Origin of the sequence: Sphaerospermopsis aphanizomenoides BCCUSP55 (assembly GCF_001586785.1) — a bacterium.
GTDB lineage: Bacteria > Cyanobacteriota > Cyanobacteriia > Cyanobacteriales > Nostocaceae > Sphaerospermopsis_A > Sphaerospermopsis_A aphanizomenoides_A.
On the sequence record NZ_LUFH02000117.1, the window covers coordinates 1 to 17,660 of the forward strand.

Below are 17,660 nucleotides of genomic sequence, written 5' to 3' on the forward strand. Positions count from 1 at the left end.
TAAACGACGCTCAAGAGTCAGCCTATCGGCAGATAGGTAGATTTGAGTAGGTTTTATATAACGGAGAATAACCAATATGCAGTTAATTCTGCCTTGGTACTTATTTCCTCCTTAATTCCTAAACAGAAGAATTTCCGCTTTCTGTCACCTGTCACCTGTCACCTGTCACCTGTCGTTATATTGTAAAATTATTTAAAATATGTTAAGTCTTTAGCAATATAATTAATTGCAAACAATGATTCAAAAATTACTTGGCATCATTGTCAAAATTATACGGTTATACTGAGTAACTTGGGAATAGAGAAAATAAGATGCCTAAAACATCCATTAAGATTGACAAAAATTATAGAAAAAAATAGTCTGGTTTACTGGAGTCAGGCAGCAAAACATCATAGAATCCAGCACAATTTATCACAGTTGTCATCAAAAAATAGAGCCAATAGGGGGTATAGAGACGCGTGGGTCTTTTTAGGAACTTTCGCTCATCATGGGATATGGGTATCGACCTCGGTACAGCTAATACCCTAGTTTATGTATCTGGTAAAGGAATTGTACTTCAAGAACCGTCAGTAGTTGCCATTGATCAAAATGAAAAAGTAGCTCTGGCAGTAGGAGAAGATGCCAAAAAAATGCTCGGTCGCACTCCGGGCAATGTTATAGCAGTCCGTCCTCTGCGTGATGGTGTGATTGCCGATTTTGACACTGCTGAACTCATGTTAAAAAGCTTTATTCAGCGAGTCAACGAAGGCAGATCCCTAATTTTACCCAGGATTGTAATTGGCATTCCCAGCGGTGTTACAGGGGTAGAAAGAAGAGCGGTAATGGATGCAGCTACTCAAGCAGGGGCTAGAGAAGTATATTTAATTGATGAACCTGTAGCGGCAGCGATTGGTGCAGGTTTACCAGTAGCTGAACCCACTGGTAACATGATCATTGATATTGGTGGTGGAACAACAGAAGTAGCTGTACTCAGTCTTCAGGGAACAGTAATTAGCGAGTCAGTACGTATTGCGGGAGATGAGTTGACAGAATCAATTATCCAGTACATGAAAAAACTTCATAACCTGGTAATTGGAGAAAGGACTGCTGAAGATATTAAAATTCGCATTGGCTCGGCTTATCCAACCAACGATGATAATGATGCTATTATGGAAGTCCGGGGTTTACACTTGCTTTCTGGCTTACCGAGAACAGTCACTATTAAAGGTCCAGAAATTCGAGAAAGTATGTTAGAACCACTATCAATAATTATAGAAGCTGTTAAACGGACATTGGAACGTACTCCTCCAGAATTGGCAGCAGATATTATTGATAGGGGCATCATGTTAGCTGGTGGTGGCGCGTTACTTAAAGGTATAGATACTCTCATTAGTCATGAGACGGGTATTGTCACCCACATTGCAGCAGATCCTCTCAGTTGTGTTGTCTTGGGAACGGGTCGTGTGTTAGAAAACTTCAAGCAGCTAGAACGAGTATTCAGTGGACGTTCTCGCAATATGTAAGCAAATGCGTAAATAAGATGATGGATTCTGTATCTGGGAAATATGGCATCCATTATCTCGTTAAAGCAGTCAGCAGTCAGATTTGGAAAACTCCCATTTGATAGTGCAGCTTGGCATCAGTAATTAATGATCTGAGTCTTGAAAATTGTCATAATTAACCTGACAGACGTTATATCTCCAATAATTTATCAAATATATACAGGTATAAATGTTTACTACACGCCGTTGGTGGGAACATAAAGCATTACAAATAGGTTTGTTAGCTTTAGTTGTTGGTGGTGCTTGGACACTGCGACAAACTCAAGCCACGCTGGTGATGGAACTATATCAAGGTGTTACCCGTCCTTTGCAGGCGTTACAGCCAGGGATAAGTCCTGAAGATAGGGTTCGTGATGCCCGGTTGTTAGAATTACAAACGCGCATAGTTGATTTAGAAAGTCAAAATCAAAAACTACAAAGTTTATTGGGTTACGTAGAAAAAGAACCACAAACAGCGCGTCCAATTATAGCGAGGGTAGTAGGACGTAGTGCTGACCACTGGTGGCAACAAGTGACTTTAAATATTGGTCAAAATGCTGGTATTAAGGAAGGCTTTGTTGTCAAGGCTGATGGTGGCTTGGTAGGTTTAGTAGAAACTGTCACTCCTAATACCAGTCGTGTTTTATTAGTTAGTGATCTGAAAAGTCAAGTAGGTGTGACTATTAGCCGGACATCTGCTAAAGGCGTTTTGCGGGGTGATTCTTCAGTAGAAGGAGTGCTAGAGTTTTATGAAAAAGTTCCTAATGTTAAGGTAGGAGATTTAATTTCCACTTCTACCTATAGTCAGAAGTTTCCTGCTGGTGTGCCAGTGGGAAGAATTAAGTCTCTAGATTTAAAGAAACTTCCCGCATCAGTAGCCAAAGTTGAACTATTCCCACCGATTCGTTATCTGGATTGGGTAACTGTATATCCTGGACCAGAAAATATAGATCCGGCAAAATCTCACCTGGAAAATCAACAGCCATAAAAGCTTCTCTGTTATTCTTGAAAATTTTGTAAAACAATGAAAATTCCTGGATTTACTGGCAACAAAAACAAGATAGCCACCAAGCCAGACCGAAAATCCAAATTCTTGATGCCGCAGATGACGCTTTGGCATCCCCGTTTCCGTCAACTGTTGGATTGGGTAGTGACATCTGGATCGGTGCTGTTATGTTTGCTAATGTTGCCAACTCGATTGCCAGGTATGGAATTATTAGGTATTGGGCCTAATTGGTTACTAATTTGGGTGGTAGCTTGGAGTGTGAAACGCTCTGTATTTGAGGGTGTGTTGGCAGGAATTGTGATAGGGTTGCTGCAAGATGCTATGACAGCCCCTGACCCTACCCATGTTCTCAGTTTAGGAATAGTAGGAATGCTGACTAGTTTAATTCAGAAGCAGCGTTTTATTCAAGAAGATTTTATATCCATAGCTTTAATTGTCTTTGGGATGGCAGTTATAGCAGATACTATTTTTGCTGTGCAATTATCTTTAATGGGTGGTAATTGCGGCGAAGAATGCTTTCGTAAAGTTGAGGACATTTGGACGTATTACCAGCGTGTTGCCTTAGCTTCTGCTATTCTCAGTAGTCTCTGGGCTCCTGTCGTTTATTATCCCCTCAATCGCTGGTGGCAGCAGATGAAATTAATTAATAATTCGTAATTCGTAATTCTTAGGTTTTATATAGCGGATGTTAACCCCAATAACAGTATCCTCAAATATGGTAGGTAGTGAGTTTGACACTCTGATGATGCAACGGTGTTTGCAACTAGCTCGGCGTGCTTTGGGTCGCACTTCACCAAATCCATTAGTGGGGGCGGTGGTCGTTAAGGATGGGGAGGTTGTGGGAGAAGGGTTTCATCCCCGTGCTGGTGAACCTCATGCAGAAGTTTTTGCTCTGAGAGCAGCAGGAGAAAAAGCTCGTGGAGCTACTATCTATGTGAGTTTAGAACCTTGTAATCACTATGGACGTACTCCTCCTTGTTCTGAAGGGTTGATTGCGGCTGGTGTCTCTAAGGTGGTGGTGGGCATGGTTGACCCTAACCCCTTGGTGGCTGGGGGCGGGATTGCGCGGTTACGGGCTGCGGGAATTGAAGTGCTGGTGGGGGTGGAAGAAGCTGCTTGTCAGCAATTAAATGAAGGTTTTATCCATCGGATTCTCCACAAACGACCTTTGGGAATTTTGAAATATGCTATGACTTTGGATGGCAAAATTGCTACGAGTTCTGGTCATAGTGCTTGGATCACAAATTTAGATGCTCGTAGTGAGGTACATCAACTCCGGGCAGCTTGTGATGCTGTAATTGTGGGTGGAAATACGGTCAGACAGGATAATCCTTTCTTAACTAGTCATGAGCAGGGAAGCCCTAATCCTCTGCGAGTGGTAATGAGTCGTAGCTTGAATTTTCCAGAAAATTCGCGTTTATGGGAGGTTGCTGAGGCTCAAACTTTGGTGTTGACGGAGGTAGGCAGTTCACGAGATTTTCAAAAGATGTTAGTGAAAAAGGGTGTGGAAGTGCTGGAATTACCGTCACTCACTCCTGATCATGTGATGGCTCATCTCTATGAACGGGGTTTTTGTAGTGTGCTGTGGGAATGTGGTGGTACCTTAGCTGCCAGTGCGATCGCTCAAGGTGCAGTGCAGAAAATTCTGGCTTTTATCGCCCCCAAAATCATTGGTGGTATTCATGCGCCCACACCAGTAGGTGACTTGGGTTTTACCACCATGACTGAGGCTCTGCCTTTGGAAAGAGTTCGTTGGCGTGTGGTCGGTTCTGACTGTTTGGTAGAAGGTTATTTGCCACAAAAAAGTCAATAATTCAGTTGTCAGTTAACAGTAATCACTTTTTTGCTGTCACCTGTCACCTGTCACCTGTCAACTGTCACCTGTCACCTGTCACCTGTCAACTGTCACCTGTCACCTGTCACCTGTCACCTAGTTACGACTGCTGACGTTCATAGGCGATATCACGGATGAGACTGAGCCGAGCGCGAATGTAGTCGCAAAGAAAATCGGTTTCATTGGGATCTAACAAGGCTTGCTTTGTGGTTTGTTTAACTAACCACTGCACCAAGCTAGCATCGTCGAGCTGCAAAAGAGTTACCGTTTGGGCGGCTTCAACGATAGACCAAAGCTGACGCATAATCGTAGGAGTCATCAGACCTCTATTGCATTATTAGCTTAGTTGTTTCCAGATTACACAATTTCGATATTACTTGAGGAAATAAATCCACAAGTTGAGACAAGTATTATCAAAAACTTAATAAACAGATTTATATCTTGATAAAGATTAAGAATGATTAATTACCAGCCATGAAGTTAACAAAAATTCACTTAAATGCGAGCAGCTTTGTAGTCATCGGTGAGTCACATAGATATGTGTTGAATTATAGCAGAGTTTTTCTCTTTGGTTTAATGATTGACAGATGATTTTTATGATGTATTATGCCACTTTCTATCTGATTTGGACAGAATTGGCAAGAGTGAAATTACTATTAAATCAAACTTCATTGAAATATAAAGTATTGAATTTTACTTAATATTTAAATGATTATATTGATAATGTTGATCTGTAAGAGTTAAAATGTAGCCATAATGATGGTTTCAAGAATCGCAATTGTAGGTAGCTGATCTCATAACAAATTTTATTGATCACATCACGGATCCAATGATCATTATTATTAGAGAATTGAGATTAAAATATCGCTGGTAAAATTATTTCTTGCGGCGGTTTTCTACGAATAAGTGCAATGGTTAAGCCTGACAACAGCTTGAACACCCTTGAGGAAATTTGCTTACCTTCAGAGCAAATTGAAGTTAGTATTATCGCGGCTTATTGCTACAACAGCCCGTTTGGTAAACTTCTACCTGATGCCTTTTACATTCATATTTTGGCACTGCATACCCTGGATATACACCTTCAAGAATATGAAAACCGCGCTCGCAGTGCTGCACCTCAAGCAGAGAAAGCAACATTAGTTAAATTTAGCACTACTAAACCCAAGATTTCCTACTTATTTTATCCTGATTTTGATACTGATCCTCATCCAGCTTTACAAAGCAGTCTTCAAGTTGATGTAGAAACTCTCACTGTTAATTTTCGAGATTATACAGATACAGAAAATCCGCCTATTCTCCATCGTAAAGAAACTTTTGTAACTCCTGATTATCCGCTTTATGAAGAGTTTGCAGCTTTAACCCGCGCTCAAGAAGCATTAGGTTTGCTAGATAATACTAGAGGTATTGGTACAAAGTTGGGTTGGGAAAAGCGGTTAAAAGCTTATGGTGTAGAAATACAGGGACACAGCTTAATTCAAAAACCAATAAATGTTATTTCAGCTAATTTAATCCCGAAAATAGAAAGACATAAAGCAGCTATTGTTCGTCATGATTTATCCCGTCCTGTGCGGTTAGCTTTAGATGCTGGTTTGTTTAGTCCAGAAACTACGTTTTTTGATTATGGTTGTGGACATGGTGGAGATGTGAACCGAATTGCAGAACAGGGTTATATTAGTTCGGGTTGGGACCCTTATTACTCACCAGAAACTCCCTGTACATCTGCGGATGTTGTCAATATCGGTTTTGTAATTAATGTCATTGAGAATCAAAGTGAACGACGGGAAGCGTTGATTAAAGCTTGGGAGTTGACACAAAAAGTTTTGTTGGTATCGGCTCAGGTTTTAATTGCTGATAGTCGAAGAGGTGTGGTGGCCTATGGTGATGGGATTATTACTAATCGGAACACATTTCAGAAATATTATGACCAGGAAGAATTAAAAATTTACATTGATCAAGTGCTGGGAGTTGATGCTATTCCTGTGGCTTTGGGTGTGTATTTTGTGTTTCGAGATGATGCTGAAACGGAGTTATTTCGGGCTTCTCGGTTTCGTTCTCGCGCTACTACTCCTAGAGTTAAGGCTGGTGTGAAAAGGTTTGAAGAATTTCGGGAATTGTTAACTCCTTTGATGGATTTTATCACTGAACGGGGACGAATTCCTAGTAAGGGTGAAATAGCCCAAGAAGCAGAAATTTGTGCGGAGTTTGGGAGTTTAAGACGTGCTTTTCATGTCATTATACAGGCAACTGACTCAGAAGAATGGGAAGCGATCGCAGATAAACGTCGTCAAGATTTGTTGGTTTATTTAGCATTATGTAATTTTAGTCGTCGTCCCAGATTAAGACAATTAGCACCAGCAGTACAAGAAGATATAGTTGGTTTATATAGTAGTTATAAACAAGCTTGTCTGGATGCTGACCAAATGTTACGCAGTTTGGGAAATACAGAACTGATTATTAAACGTTGTCAAGAAAGTAAAGTAGGTAAAAAATTACCTAATTCTCTCTGGGTTCATATTTCTGCACTGCAAGCTCTTGATCCTTTATTACGTCTTTATGAAGGTTGTGCTAGCCGGACTATTGGGCGGTTAGAAGAAGCAAATGTGATTAAATTTCATTTGAAAACGCCGAGAATTTCCTATTTATATTATCCTGATTTTGATCATAATCCCCATCCTAGACTATATAGAGCGATGGAAATTGATTTACGAGATTTGCACGTAACTTATCGAGATTTTGATGGTGATAATGATCCGTTAATTTTACATCAAATAGATAGTTTGGTAACTCCTGATTATCCCCAATATGAGAAATTTGCTAAGTTAACTCTTCAAGAAGAAGATTGGGGACTGTTGGAAAATTGGCGTAGTATTAGTCATCTTTCTGGGTGGAATAAATGTTTAGAAGAACACTGTGCGTTACTGCAAGGTTATAAATTAGTTTGGCGTAAAGATGCTGATCCATATAAAGTAAAAGCACTGAAAGCTGCTGTAGAAACTCGAAGAAAACAGCGTCATAAAGAGGAAGTAAAAATTAAAGACGATTCTGATTAATCATAGATAAACTGGGGAAGGTTTAGATTATTAGACTTGTTGGGCTAAGTTAACCCAATGTTCAATTCCTTTTTTTGTGGGTATTCCTGATTGATTGAATGTCCAGATGTCTCGTTTATGCTGGTGTCCATAACTAATATGAATTGGTCTTTCGTTTCCGTAAAAGTAGAGGGAATCAAAAGGTAATTTAGTTTGTAAAATCCATTCTACAAGTTCTTGACTCGGTGAATCTACAATCAGAAAATCACAAGCTGCACCTAATCTGTCACAGTAGTATTTACCGTTTTTATTGATTTCATGACTGATGTGTTGATCTAAATTTGGTGCAACACGACCATTTTTTTGACCTGTTACTGGGTCTTTTTTTTCGAGATATTTTTTTAAATCGGCTGAACAAAAACCATAGGTGAGATGAAATTTATCTATTCCGTAATTATCAATAACCGGGTCAATGATATATTTATTTAAGTCTTGTAAGGCGGGAATTACTTCTTTGCTGTTTTGGGGATATGGGTTGATGTGTTGGGAATATTTATGATATGTCTGGGTGCAGGTGCAAAATTCTTCTAATGTGAGATATTTGCCGAGTTTTAATTCTTTATATAAAAACATCGCAGGTTAGGATAGTTTATTAGTATTTTAAGGCATGGTAAGGTAGTGATTTTAACCGTAGATGAAATACCACCTCATGATGTTAAACAAAAAGTGTAATTAGCTAACTACAGAAGTAGAATTTGGTATGAAATCTAAAATACAAAAGCTAAAGCATCAAGCATATATTTACCTTTTTCACGTCCAACCTCTAGATAAATTTCTAGTAATTCTTCATAAGCCGTTTCTCCACCTATGATTTTCCAAAAATCATTACCAATAATGACAGCCTCATTAAAAGGTGTATAATTTACAGTACATGACCATTTGTAATCAGCTTTTGATGCACCATAAGGATTATAAGGCATAGCATAATAAGCTTGAACTTGAGGACGATTTTTACCCCGCAATAAGTGAAATCTCAGCAACCTTTGTGTAACTTCTAAACATTGTCCTTTATTTGGTTTTGGACCCTTAATTTCAAAAAATAATTCTATCCCATCTTTAGTTAAAATATATAAGTCAGTGCGAACAGTTTTAACTTCTAAATCATCACTGCGTCTAACATTCAAAACCGCTGTTATCATCTGTTCTAAAGATGGCTTACCTTGCTTATTTGTTGCAGCAGATTCATATTTTTCCTTTTGACGTTCAGCTTCCGCAAAAGCAGCAATACTTATCTCAGCTTGAATATCATAACCTCGACGTGCATCTTGATGATGTTCTAGTGCAATTAAACGAGCGCATTCTTCAAAAGAATTACCTAACTTTGTACTCAGACCTCTCTCAAATTGGTTAATGCGTATTAATTCTGGCGGGATGAGTGCAGCTTGAAAAGGCTTTAATTCCCCATTAGATGAATATCTAGATAAATACTCTGTTGCATTATCTGGTTTTAAAATTTTACGTCCTTTATATTCATCTATAAGACCCTCAATAAAACCTTCTAGATATCCTTTTATTGCTGCGCGAGTTGCATTATTAATAGCTATCATTTTTGAAGAAATGTTTAAAGAATAATATTGAGCAAAGATTTAGCCAACTGGTAGACTACAGGGATAGATACAGCATTACCGAATTGATGCTTTGCCTTAGTTTCATTATCTGCAATTTGGAAACTTTCGGGAAATCCTTGTAATATTGCGTAATCTTTAGCGGTTAATGGTCTATATTTTTTGTTAAAATAGACTTCTTGAATAAACTTTTGTTTATATATTTTTGGTTCATCACATTCTATAGATATAGTAGCTATATAATCTCTCGTTCCCGTTGCGGTTAAAGTACCAATAGCATCAGCATGAGGTAAATAGATTTTAGAAATTCCCTTAATTCCTGATGAAATTTTAGAATTTACAAACTCATATCCTGTATCTTCTACAAAACGCAGAATTTTTTTTTCTACCAAAATATCTATTTCTTCAAGTTGTAACCCAGTAATTAAAGATTGTAATACCTCAATTTTTAAAGGATTACCATCTTTCTCACCATAAATTTTCTTGCGGCGATTTTTTAAAATAGTTTTACAAATAAACTTTTCTCTTTCAGTTGTTTCTCTTAAGTCCCAAGAATGAACAGTAGTATGTCCATCTCTAACATCAGAAAATAAAAAGAAATCATTTAATTCATCTGTTTTTTGAAATCTACCTCTAGAACCAGGAATTTTGCCATCTGTAAATAACAACTCTGGGGTAAATTTCTTTTTAGAAAAATTGCTTTTTTGAATATCAGGGATGACATCATACAATTTTAAATGTTTATTAACAGGTTCAGGAAATGTAAAACACCAACAATTATTTATATCATTTCTAATACCTACAATAAAGATTCTATCTCTATCTTGAGGTAAACCAAAATCATAAGAATTAAGAACCTGATATTTAACTACGTAGCCAGATGATGTTAAATTATCAAGTATGTATTCTAAACTTGATTTGTTTCTCGGTTCAGTTAAACCTTTAACATTTTCAAATATAAACGCTTTAGGTTGATTAGCTTTTACAACTCTAAAAACATCAATCCATAACTTACCTCTGGGGTCATCTAAACCTTTTAATTTACCTGCTATTGACCAAGGTTGACAAGGAACACCACCAACAATGACATCTATATCAAAAGTTAGCTGGTTTAAATTAGTTACATCTCCTAAATATAGTTCATCGCCATTATTATCACGAATAAAATTATTTTTATAAACTTTGATTGCTTCTTTGTCAATTTCTGAATATCCTAAACAAATTCCTCCTAGCTCTTCCAGAGGAATTCTAAAGCCCCCAATGCCGGAAAATAGATCAATAAAGGTAAATTCAGTAGTGGTTTTTATAGTTGTTATCGGTTGAAATAATTCTAATTGTTGAGAATTAAAAGTAGATTTCATATTAATGTAATAGAAAAGATGTTATTTTACTTTATTAATAGTTTATCAAAAAAACGGCTAAAATTGTTCAACTAACTACTGCTTTTCCTCTGGATTGATTTCCCTGCATTAAATTAAACAGATAATCACCCAGTTCTTTAGCAAGTAAAACAGGTACTGCATTACCAATTTGTTTATATTTAGAAGTTACTGAACCATAAAAAATCCAATCATCAGGAAAAGTTTGAATTTTTGCTGATTCACGCACAGTTAAAGGACGAAGTTCTACAGGATGACACATATCTGTAGCTTTTTGATGGGGACAAGTTGTGATAGTTGGTGAAGGTTTATCCCAAGATAATCTTCTGTAAAATCCTACTTTTCCACCACCAGAATTATAAGCACCTCCCATTGCTTCTTTTTGCAATTCTTCTGGTAAATATCTCCAATTTTGTCCGGCTTCTAATAATCTTAAAAACTTCAGACGACTTTCAGGATAAGCAATGAATTCTGGTTCATTATCAACTAAATCTATTAACGCATCTTTTAAAGTCCGCCATTGAGGTAGATTTTTATTATATATACCATCTTTGCTATTTTTAGCTAAAGGAAATGTAACAGCTTCACTATCTCTAGAACCAATAAAAATTACACGCAATCTATTTTGAGGAACACCATAATCTGCTGCTTCTAATAGGTTGTATACTACGTTGTATCCTAATTCTTTCATTTCTGCTAAAACTACCTTCAAAGCCGAACCAGCTATTTCATCAGGTTCTAAAGGTGGGTAATTTTTTCCTCGTTGGTTTATTGGCCTGTGACGAAGAGAAGCTGAAAGTAAACCTCTGACATTTTCCATCAAAAAAAAGCGGGGTTGGACTTCTTTAACAATGCGGATAAAGTCCATAAATAAACTACCGCGAGGGTCTATAACTGAACCACGTTTTCCTGCGGTGCTAAATGGTTGACATGGGGGACCACCAGTTACTAGGTCTACTTCACCTGGAAGTAAAGCGCGACCTAAATTTAAAACTCTTCCTCCTTCTTCTAGCAAGTCTTGAGAACTGACTTTTTCTATTTCTCTAGGAATAGCACTTTCTTGGAGATAAGGTCTATTTATAGCAATTGTTTTGCTTGCATCCCGATCTTTTTCTACTACACTTACTGTATGAAATCCGGCTTGTTCTAAACCTAAGTCTAAGCCATAAGCACCTGTAAATAGAGAAATAGAAATAGGTTGATTATTTATCATGTTTGTGATTAAAAGCCTATCGCAATGAAGGGTATTATATAATATACATTATAGATGCGTTTTGTGGTTATATTAGAATATAAGTTATTACAAAAATTAAAATTTATTAGTGGCAAAAATCCCTCAAAAAACACAAATATAAAATATGTCAACTGCCATAAGTAAGTAGAAAGAATAATCTAGATAAGTACCCAAACAAAATTAATTTAGCATATTGATTGAAAACCACAATGCCTATATTCCTTACCTGTTCCCTGTTAAGAGTTCCCTGTTCTCTCTCCTAACTATAAAATTTATTTTGCACGACTACTTAACACCAAAAAATCGCTCAATTGCGAGATAATAATTAGCTATTGAATCTGACAATGTCGAAAATGGAGAATAGGAGACTCGAACCCCTGACCTCTGCGGTGCGATCGCAGCACTCTACCAACTGAGCTAATTCCCCTTATCAATGCTGAAGTTACAAACTCTAGCATACATATCCTATTTTAACACTTAGCCATAGTAGATTTCACTTCTTTTTGCAAAAAACTTCCTGTACCCGTTCCAATTCTAAATCAGTCAAATAATCAACAGTCCAGTTAGCCTGACGGTGAAGTATTTGAAAAGGGTAAGTATTCGCTACTCCCACTACTTGCATTTGTGCGCGTTTAGCAGCTTGAATACCAGCAGGAGTATCTTCAATAGCTAGACACTCCGATGATTGCAAATTTAACTCTGGATAAGCTTGGTTAATTTTGTCTACAGCCAGCAAATATCCCTCCGGTTGAGGCTTACTGGTAGTGATATCATCCCCTGCGACAATAATCTGAAAATATTCAGCCAGTTTGGCACGTTCTAGCACCAAGTCTATTTCCTGACGGAGAGCGCCACTAACTAAACCCAGTTGAAGATTTTGCGATCGCACCTGAAAAATTAGGTCTTCTATCCCAGAATACAAAGGTAGCTTTTCCAACTTTTCCAGTTCTGACACATAAGCTTGAGCTTTGCGGTTGAGCAACTGACTTAAATACTCTTGAGTCACCACTCTACCACGGTTTTTGAGCAAATCTTGAAAACAAGCGCGATCGCTCCTTCCTAAACAGGTTTGACGTTCATGCAACTTTTGCGGCTGCATATTTTCTTGCAACAGAATCTCATCTATCAATTTGAGGTGAATTGGCTCATCCTTAATGATGACACCATTGAAATCGAATAAAACCGCCTTTAAACTCATGCCAATACGCCAAAACTTGAATAATTAAGATCCTCACCCATAATTATTATGTATTTTGGTGTACATTACCAGTCCAGATTCTCAACTTCTGCGAAAATATCAGATATTTGAATTTTTGATGATCAAAAGTTGACAGTTAAAAAGCAAATGTATTATACTTGTAGCATAAAACTTATAGGAGCTAAAACTATGAATTTAAACATACCCACAAAATTAAATTTTTGGAAATTTTGAATTGATATTATGCCCTACGAACAATTAGAAATTAACACCCCATCACCCGTTTTATCTTGGGCAAATCATCCTTTAGCCTCAGATGAAACCAAAATGGCCAAGAATGTTGCATCTTTGCCATTTGTATTTAAGCACGTTGCCTTAATGCCCGATGTTCACTTAGGAAAAGGCGCTTTAGTTGGTTCAGTTATTGCGACCAAAGATGCCATTATTCCTGCGGCTGTGGGCGTAGATATTGGTTGCGGTATGTGTGCCATCAAAACACCATTTACTGCTGAACAATTAGAAGGCAAATTAAAGAAAATTCGCCTAGATATTGAAGCAGCAATTCCCACTGGATTCAATGAAAATAAAGATGTAGAAAAAGCTGTAACCAACTGGCAAAAATGGCGCGATTTTTCAGACTTGCATCGTGGAGTGCAAGATTTAGAAAGTAAAGCCATGAAACAAATGGGTTCTTTGGGGGGAGGAAACCATTTTATAGAGATTTGTCTCGATACAGAGAACCAAGTTTGGCTGATGTTACATTCCGGTTCAAGAAACATCGGAAATAAATTAGCACAATGCCATATTGACACAGCCAAACAACTAGCAAAAATGGCAGGTGAGAAATTACCTGATCCAGATTTAGCTTATTTCATCACAGGTACACCAGAATTTCAAGCCTATTGGCGCGATTTACAATGGGCGCAAAATTATGCCCATTTTAACCGTGATGTGATGATGGCTAGATTTAAAAAAATCATCGAAAAACATCTAACTGGAGGAAAAGCTACCAAATCTTTATTAGAGGTAAATTGTCATCACAACTACGCTGAAAAAGAAGTTCATTTTGGCGAAGAAGTGTATGTAACTCGTAAAGGTGCAGTTCGCGCTCAAACAGAAGATTATGGCATTATTCCTGGTTCAATGGGAGCAAAATCTTTCATTGTCAAAGGTAAAGGAAATGCCCATAGTTTTTGCAGTTGCAGTCACGGTGCCGGGCGTTTAATGTCAAGAAATAAAGCCAAAAACGTCTATACTCTTGATGATTTAATTGCCCAAACAGAGGGTGTAGAATGCCGTAAAGATACGGGAGTTCTAGATGAAATTCCTGGTGCTTATAAACCCATCGAACAGGTAATGGAAAACCAAGCTGATTTAGTGGAAGTTGTAGCCACAATCAAACAAGTTCTGTGCGTTAAAGGTTAAATTAGGGTGGGCAATGCCCGCCTTAAAAATTAAAAATTAATAATTAAAAATTAAAAATTAATAATTAAAAATTAATAATTAAAAATTAATAATTAATAATATAGCCGTAGACAGAGTAGTTAGTAAGTACCCAAGCAAAATTAATTGTACATATTGATTGAAAACAAAAATGTCTGTATTCCTTACCTATTCCCTATTCCCTCTTCCCTATTCCCTCTCCTAACTATAAAATTTATTTTGCACGACTACTTACATCAATTGCTCATGAAACTCCCAGTACAAGAGAGTTTTACCACTGACTACTGACTACTGACTCCTGACTCCTGCCTCCTGCTATAAAATAACCCCCTCCTTGTTTCCAGGGAGAGGGTTGAAGGTTAAATTAACAAAACTTAATATCCGCCTTCTTCTTCGTATTCTGGCTGTCTTTCCTTCACCTTCTTAGGAATATTCACAGGTTTGGGTGCGTCGTCCCAAGCATCACCTTCTACATCATCATAATCATCATAATCATCGGTGTAGGTCTTGGTGTAAGGCTGAGGTTCGTATTTTGGAGGTGCTTGATACCTATCCCTACCTGTAGCTTCACTCCAGTTATCTTCTTCGTCTTCTTCGTACTGAATTGATTCGTAAGCACGGGCTTGTATAACTCGACGCTGTGGTCTTTCTTCTTCCACATAGTCCTCAGTCCATTCTTCCTCTTCCCGTGCTACTGGTTCAGGAGTACGAAGTTTGGTCTTAGGAGGCTGTAATGGTACTCCACTAGGTAGCTGATTGGCTGGAGAAACTGTCCGGGGTGCAGAATAGCCATATTCTTCTTCTGCGTCTCTTTCCCAAGGTGCTTTCCCAATACCCAGCCGTTCTAAAACGCCAACTGTTAACTGATTGACTCTTTCTTCTGCACCTTCAAAGACAATCAAGCGACTTGGACCAGTGCTAACAACTTCATCTATTGAGATTTCATAGGTACTCAAAAATTGGTCTGGTATTTGGGGTAGTCCCAAGGAGGCTATAACTATAGAGTAAATTTTTCCCGTTTCTCCATTAAACTTAAAGCCTCTTACCTTACCTAATACTTCCCCTGTTTCAGTGATGACTTCCCAGTTCATCAAACTGCTGAGGGCTTCAACTTCAATATCTTCAATCACATCTTCGTTATCAACGAGGATAACATCACCAATTTGGTTGATACTGTTGAGATACATTTGGCGGGGAAGACCAGAAATAGAGATCAGGCTGTCTCGTAAACCAAGCGCCACAACCTCTCTTTGGTCAATATCAACCCAGACTTGACTGACAATGCCTAGCCGCTTGCCATTGTCACGGGTGATTACCTGGGTGTTTAATATATCGGAACGTCTAATAACTTGTTCAGAGGTCATTCTATAGGTCGTCCTGATCTCGAATCCGGTTTATCTATACACTATTTTTAACAGAAACTCAAGGGAATTGGTCAGTTGTCAGTTGTCAGTTGTCAGTTGTCAGTTGTTATTTCTATCCACTGTCACCTGTTCCCTGTCACCTGTCACCTAGCTTAATACCCAATACTTGAGTATAAGCGCCTCTGGCTTGAGTTACGCCAATTGTGCGTTCGGCCGATTCTATCATCGGAAGACGCAAACTCACAACAATAAACTGTGCCTGTTGTGCTTGTTGTTTAATCATTCTAGCTAATCGTTCCACGTTTGCCCCATCTAAAAACATATCTACTTCGTTAAAGGCGTAAAATGTTGATTGATGGTAGCTTTGCACAGAGAAATAGGACTTACGCAAGATGCGACTGAAAACCTTACTCTTGAGTAGGAGTAACATGAATTACCCCTACTTTCGTTCTTTTTTAGCCAGGTGGTTATAATAAGTTTAAATGCTCAAATTGCGAACATTATCGGAAATCAGCGACGCTAACGCAGGGAGCTAATTAATCATGTATCAAATAGATCCTCCATTATCTCCTCAAGAAGCATTGCCAACCATGTATGATTTACCTAGTGAAAATCAGGAGGAGCCAGGATTGCCAGATGAATTTCACCTATTACAACCTGAATTACTACGCAGTACCTTTCGTCCACCCACCTATACTGAAGATAATATATTTATAGGAACTGATTTAAATTTATACTATGATTCCCGCCATACCCAATGGTATAAACGCCCAGATTGGTTTGCAGTATTAGGGGTATCTCGATTTTACCAAGAAACAGAACTCCGATTAAGCTACGTCACTTGGCAGGAGGGAGTAAATCCTTTTGTCGCTATAGAATTGATATCACCAGGTACGGAAGCTGAGGATTTAGGTAGAAGTTTAAGGGAAGTTAATAAGCCTCCTAATAAATGGTCAGTTTATGAACAAATCCTGAGAATCCCCTATTATTTTGTTTATAACCGTTATACAGATGAGTTTAATTGTTTTGGGTTGGTAATGAGTCGTTATCAACCTTTGTCAATAAATGGACTAGGGGTATGGTTAGAAGAAGCAGAACTGGGTTTAGGCTTATGGCATGGAGAATATCAAGGATTAACCAGATCGTGGCTACGTTGGTATGATCGAGATAATAACTGGTTGCCTACACCTGTAGAACAGGAAAAGCAGCGTGCAGAACAAGAAAAGCAACGTGCAGATTTAGCCGAAGCAGAATTAGCTAAATTAAGACAGTTACTAGCAGAAAAAGGAGTTAATTTGTAGTATTTCTGTAATAATTGCTGGAGTATGGCTTACGCCAAGCTGCGCTATCAGGGTGAAGAATAAAGAACTATTTTCTTTGATCTTCCCTGTTCTCTGCTATATCAAGTTTTCTGTATCATGAATTCTTACGCATTTCCTGTCAACCAAATATCAATATTTAAGTTGTAACCAAGTAAGTAAAATGCAACCTACACAAGCAAATTACGAAATTTATGAACAAGATTATCCTGAATGGTTAGATATTACCCTTAACCAACTGCAAAATCGGGATTTAGAAAATATTGACTGGGAACATTTAATTGAGGAAATTACTGCGTTGGGAAACGAACAAAGACGTAAAGTAGAGAGTTATTTACTCAGACTTTTAATTCATCTACTATTGTATAATTATTGGAGCGCAGAAAAAGATTGGTCAGGGAAGGGTTGGGAAAAAGAAATTGATAACTTTAGGCTGGAATTAGATTTATTATTGGAATCTAAAGTTCTTTATAATCATTGTACAAAAGTATTAGACAAAATCTACATCAAAGCTAGAAATAATGCAATTCGTAAATCTGAATTATCTCCAGAAATTTTCCCTGAAAACTGTCCTTATTCTTTAACAGAAATTCTCAATCCTGAATGGTTGCCATCATCAAAATAAATCTAATTTTGCAGTTCTCTAATAGACATCTCCGAAAACTATCAAAGCCGCTTTGTGACTAGCTTACAAACTGCAAAAGAAAGG

15 protein-coding genes, 1 tRNA gene and 1 pseudogene are annotated in these 17,660 nt (G+C 37.8%); 8 read left to right on the forward strand and 9 right to left on the reverse strand.

Annotated elements, in window-relative coordinates; genetic code table 11:
• The first annotated feature begins 494 nt into the window (after positions 1–494).
• The 4 genes from A0J48_RS22685 to ribD all read left to right on the forward strand — a co-directional run bounded on the left by A0J48_RS22685 (position 495) and on the right by ribD (position 4,339).
• Positions 495–1,502 carry a rod shape-determining protein gene (locus tag A0J48_RS22685; RefSeq protein ID WP_200326854.1) on the forward strand — a complete coding sequence of 336 codons (1,008 nt, stop codon included), beginning with the start codon at positions 495–497 and terminating at the stop codon, positions 1,500–1,502.
• A gap of 208 nt (positions 1,503–1,710) precedes the next feature.
• Positions 1,711–2,508 carry a rod shape-determining protein MreC gene (gene mreC / locus A0J48_RS22690; protein WP_200326855.1) on the forward strand — a complete coding sequence of 266 codons (798 nt, stop codon included), beginning with the start codon at positions 1,711–1,713 and terminating at the stop codon, positions 2,506–2,508.
• 36 nt (positions 2,509–2,544) lie between these two features.
• On the forward strand, positions 2,545–3,183 hold the full coding sequence (gene mreD, locus A0J48_RS22695; protein ID WP_200326856.1) for a rod shape-determining protein MreD: 639 nt from the start codon (positions 2,545–2,547) through the stop codon (positions 3,181–3,183).
• Positions 3,184–3,211: 28 nt separating this feature from the next.
• On the forward strand, positions 3,212–4,339 hold the full coding sequence (gene ribD / locus A0J48_RS22700; protein ID WP_200326857.1) for a bifunctional diaminohydroxyphosphoribosylaminopyrimidine deaminase/5-amino-6-(5-phosphoribosylamino)uracil reductase RibD: 1,128 nt from the start codon (positions 3,212–3,214) through the stop codon (positions 4,337–4,339).
• A 121-nt stretch (positions 4,340–4,460) separates the two neighbouring features.
• Here ribD and A0J48_RS22705 read toward each other — a convergent pair whose 3' ends face one another.
• Positions 4,461–4,679, reverse strand: coding sequence for a hypothetical protein (locus tag A0J48_RS22705; RefSeq protein ID WP_200326858.1), 219 nt, complete (start codon positions 4,677–4,679; stop codon positions 4,461–4,463).
• A 592-nt stretch (positions 4,680–5,271) separates the two neighbouring features.
• Here A0J48_RS22705 and A0J48_RS22710 point away from each other — a divergent pair.
• Positions 5,272–7,410, forward strand: coding sequence for a DNA phosphorothioation-associated putative methyltransferase (locus A0J48_RS22710; RefSeq protein ID WP_200326859.1), 2,139 nt, complete (start codon positions 5,272–5,274; stop codon positions 7,408–7,410).
• Between the two features lie 30 nt (positions 7,411–7,440).
• Here A0J48_RS22710 and A0J48_RS22715 read toward each other — a convergent pair whose 3' ends face one another.
• The 6 genes from A0J48_RS22715 to A0J48_RS22740 all read right to left on the reverse strand — a co-directional run bounded on the left by A0J48_RS22715 (position 7,441) and on the right by A0J48_RS22740 (position 12,825).
• Positions 7,441–8,022 carry a hypothetical protein gene (locus A0J48_RS22715; protein ID WP_200326860.1) on the reverse strand — a complete coding sequence of 194 codons (582 nt, stop codon included), beginning with the start codon at positions 8,020–8,022 and terminating at the stop codon, positions 7,441–7,443.
• 134 nt (positions 8,023–8,156) lie between these two features.
• Complete coding sequence (locus tag A0J48_RS22720; protein WP_200326861.1) at positions 8,157–8,996, reverse strand: TdeIII family type II restriction endonuclease; 840 nt, start codon at positions 8,994–8,996, stop codon at positions 8,157–8,159.
• A gap of 14 nt (positions 8,997–9,010) precedes the next feature.
• Complete coding sequence (locus A0J48_RS22725; RefSeq protein WP_200326862.1) at positions 9,011–10,375, reverse strand: DNA cytosine methyltransferase; 1,365 nt, start codon at positions 10,373–10,375, stop codon at positions 9,011–9,013.
• Between the two features lie 67 nt (positions 10,376–10,442).
• The gene (locus A0J48_RS22730; RefSeq protein ID WP_200326863.1) at positions 10,443–11,606 is read right to left on the reverse strand and encodes a DNA cytosine methyltransferase; all 1,164 of its coding nucleotides are present in this window, start codon (positions 11,604–11,606) and stop codon (positions 10,443–10,445) included.
• Between the two features lie 375 nt (positions 11,607–11,981).
• Positions 11,982–12,054: transfer RNA gene (locus A0J48_RS22735), tRNA-Ala, on the reverse strand.
• A gap of 66 nt (positions 12,055–12,120) precedes the next feature.
• Positions 12,121–12,825, reverse strand: coding sequence for an HAD family hydrolase (locus tag A0J48_RS22740; RefSeq protein WP_200326864.1), 705 nt, complete (start codon positions 12,823–12,825; stop codon positions 12,121–12,123).
• A gap of 243 nt (positions 12,826–13,068) precedes the next feature.
• On the opposite strand from A0J48_RS22740, the gene A0J48_RS22745 reads away from it, so the two are divergent.
• Complete coding sequence (locus A0J48_RS22745) at positions 13,069–14,250, forward strand: RtcB family protein (RefSeq protein ID WP_200326865.1); 1,182 nt, start codon at positions 13,069–13,071, stop codon at positions 14,248–14,250.
• 392 nt (positions 14,251–14,642) lie between these two features.
• Here A0J48_RS22745 and A0J48_RS22750 read toward each other — a convergent pair whose 3' ends face one another.
• Positions 14,643–15,632 carry a PRC-barrel domain-containing protein gene (locus A0J48_RS22750; RefSeq protein WP_200326866.1) on the reverse strand — a complete coding sequence of 330 codons (990 nt, stop codon included), beginning with the start codon at positions 15,630–15,632 and terminating at the stop codon, positions 14,643–14,645.
• Positions 15,633–15,768: 136 nt separating this feature from the next.
• Positions 15,769–16,008 (reverse strand): annotated as a pseudogene (locus A0J48_RS22755) (hypothetical protein); the annotation flags it as partial.
• A gap of 166 nt (positions 16,009–16,174) precedes the next feature.
• Here A0J48_RS22755 and A0J48_RS22760 point away from each other — a divergent pair.
• A complete protein-coding gene (locus tag A0J48_RS22760) occupies positions 16,175–16,933 on the forward strand; it encodes a Uma2 family endonuclease (RefSeq protein ID WP_200326867.1) in 759 nt (252 codons plus the stop codon).
• A gap of 181 nt (positions 16,934–17,114) precedes the next feature.
• Positions 17,115–17,576 (forward strand): DUF29 domain-containing protein, encoded by a 462-nt coding sequence (locus tag A0J48_RS22765; RefSeq protein WP_200326868.1) that lies wholly within the window; start codon positions 17,115–17,117, stop codon positions 17,574–17,576.
• The last annotated feature ends 84 nt before the right edge of the window (positions 17,577–17,660 follow it).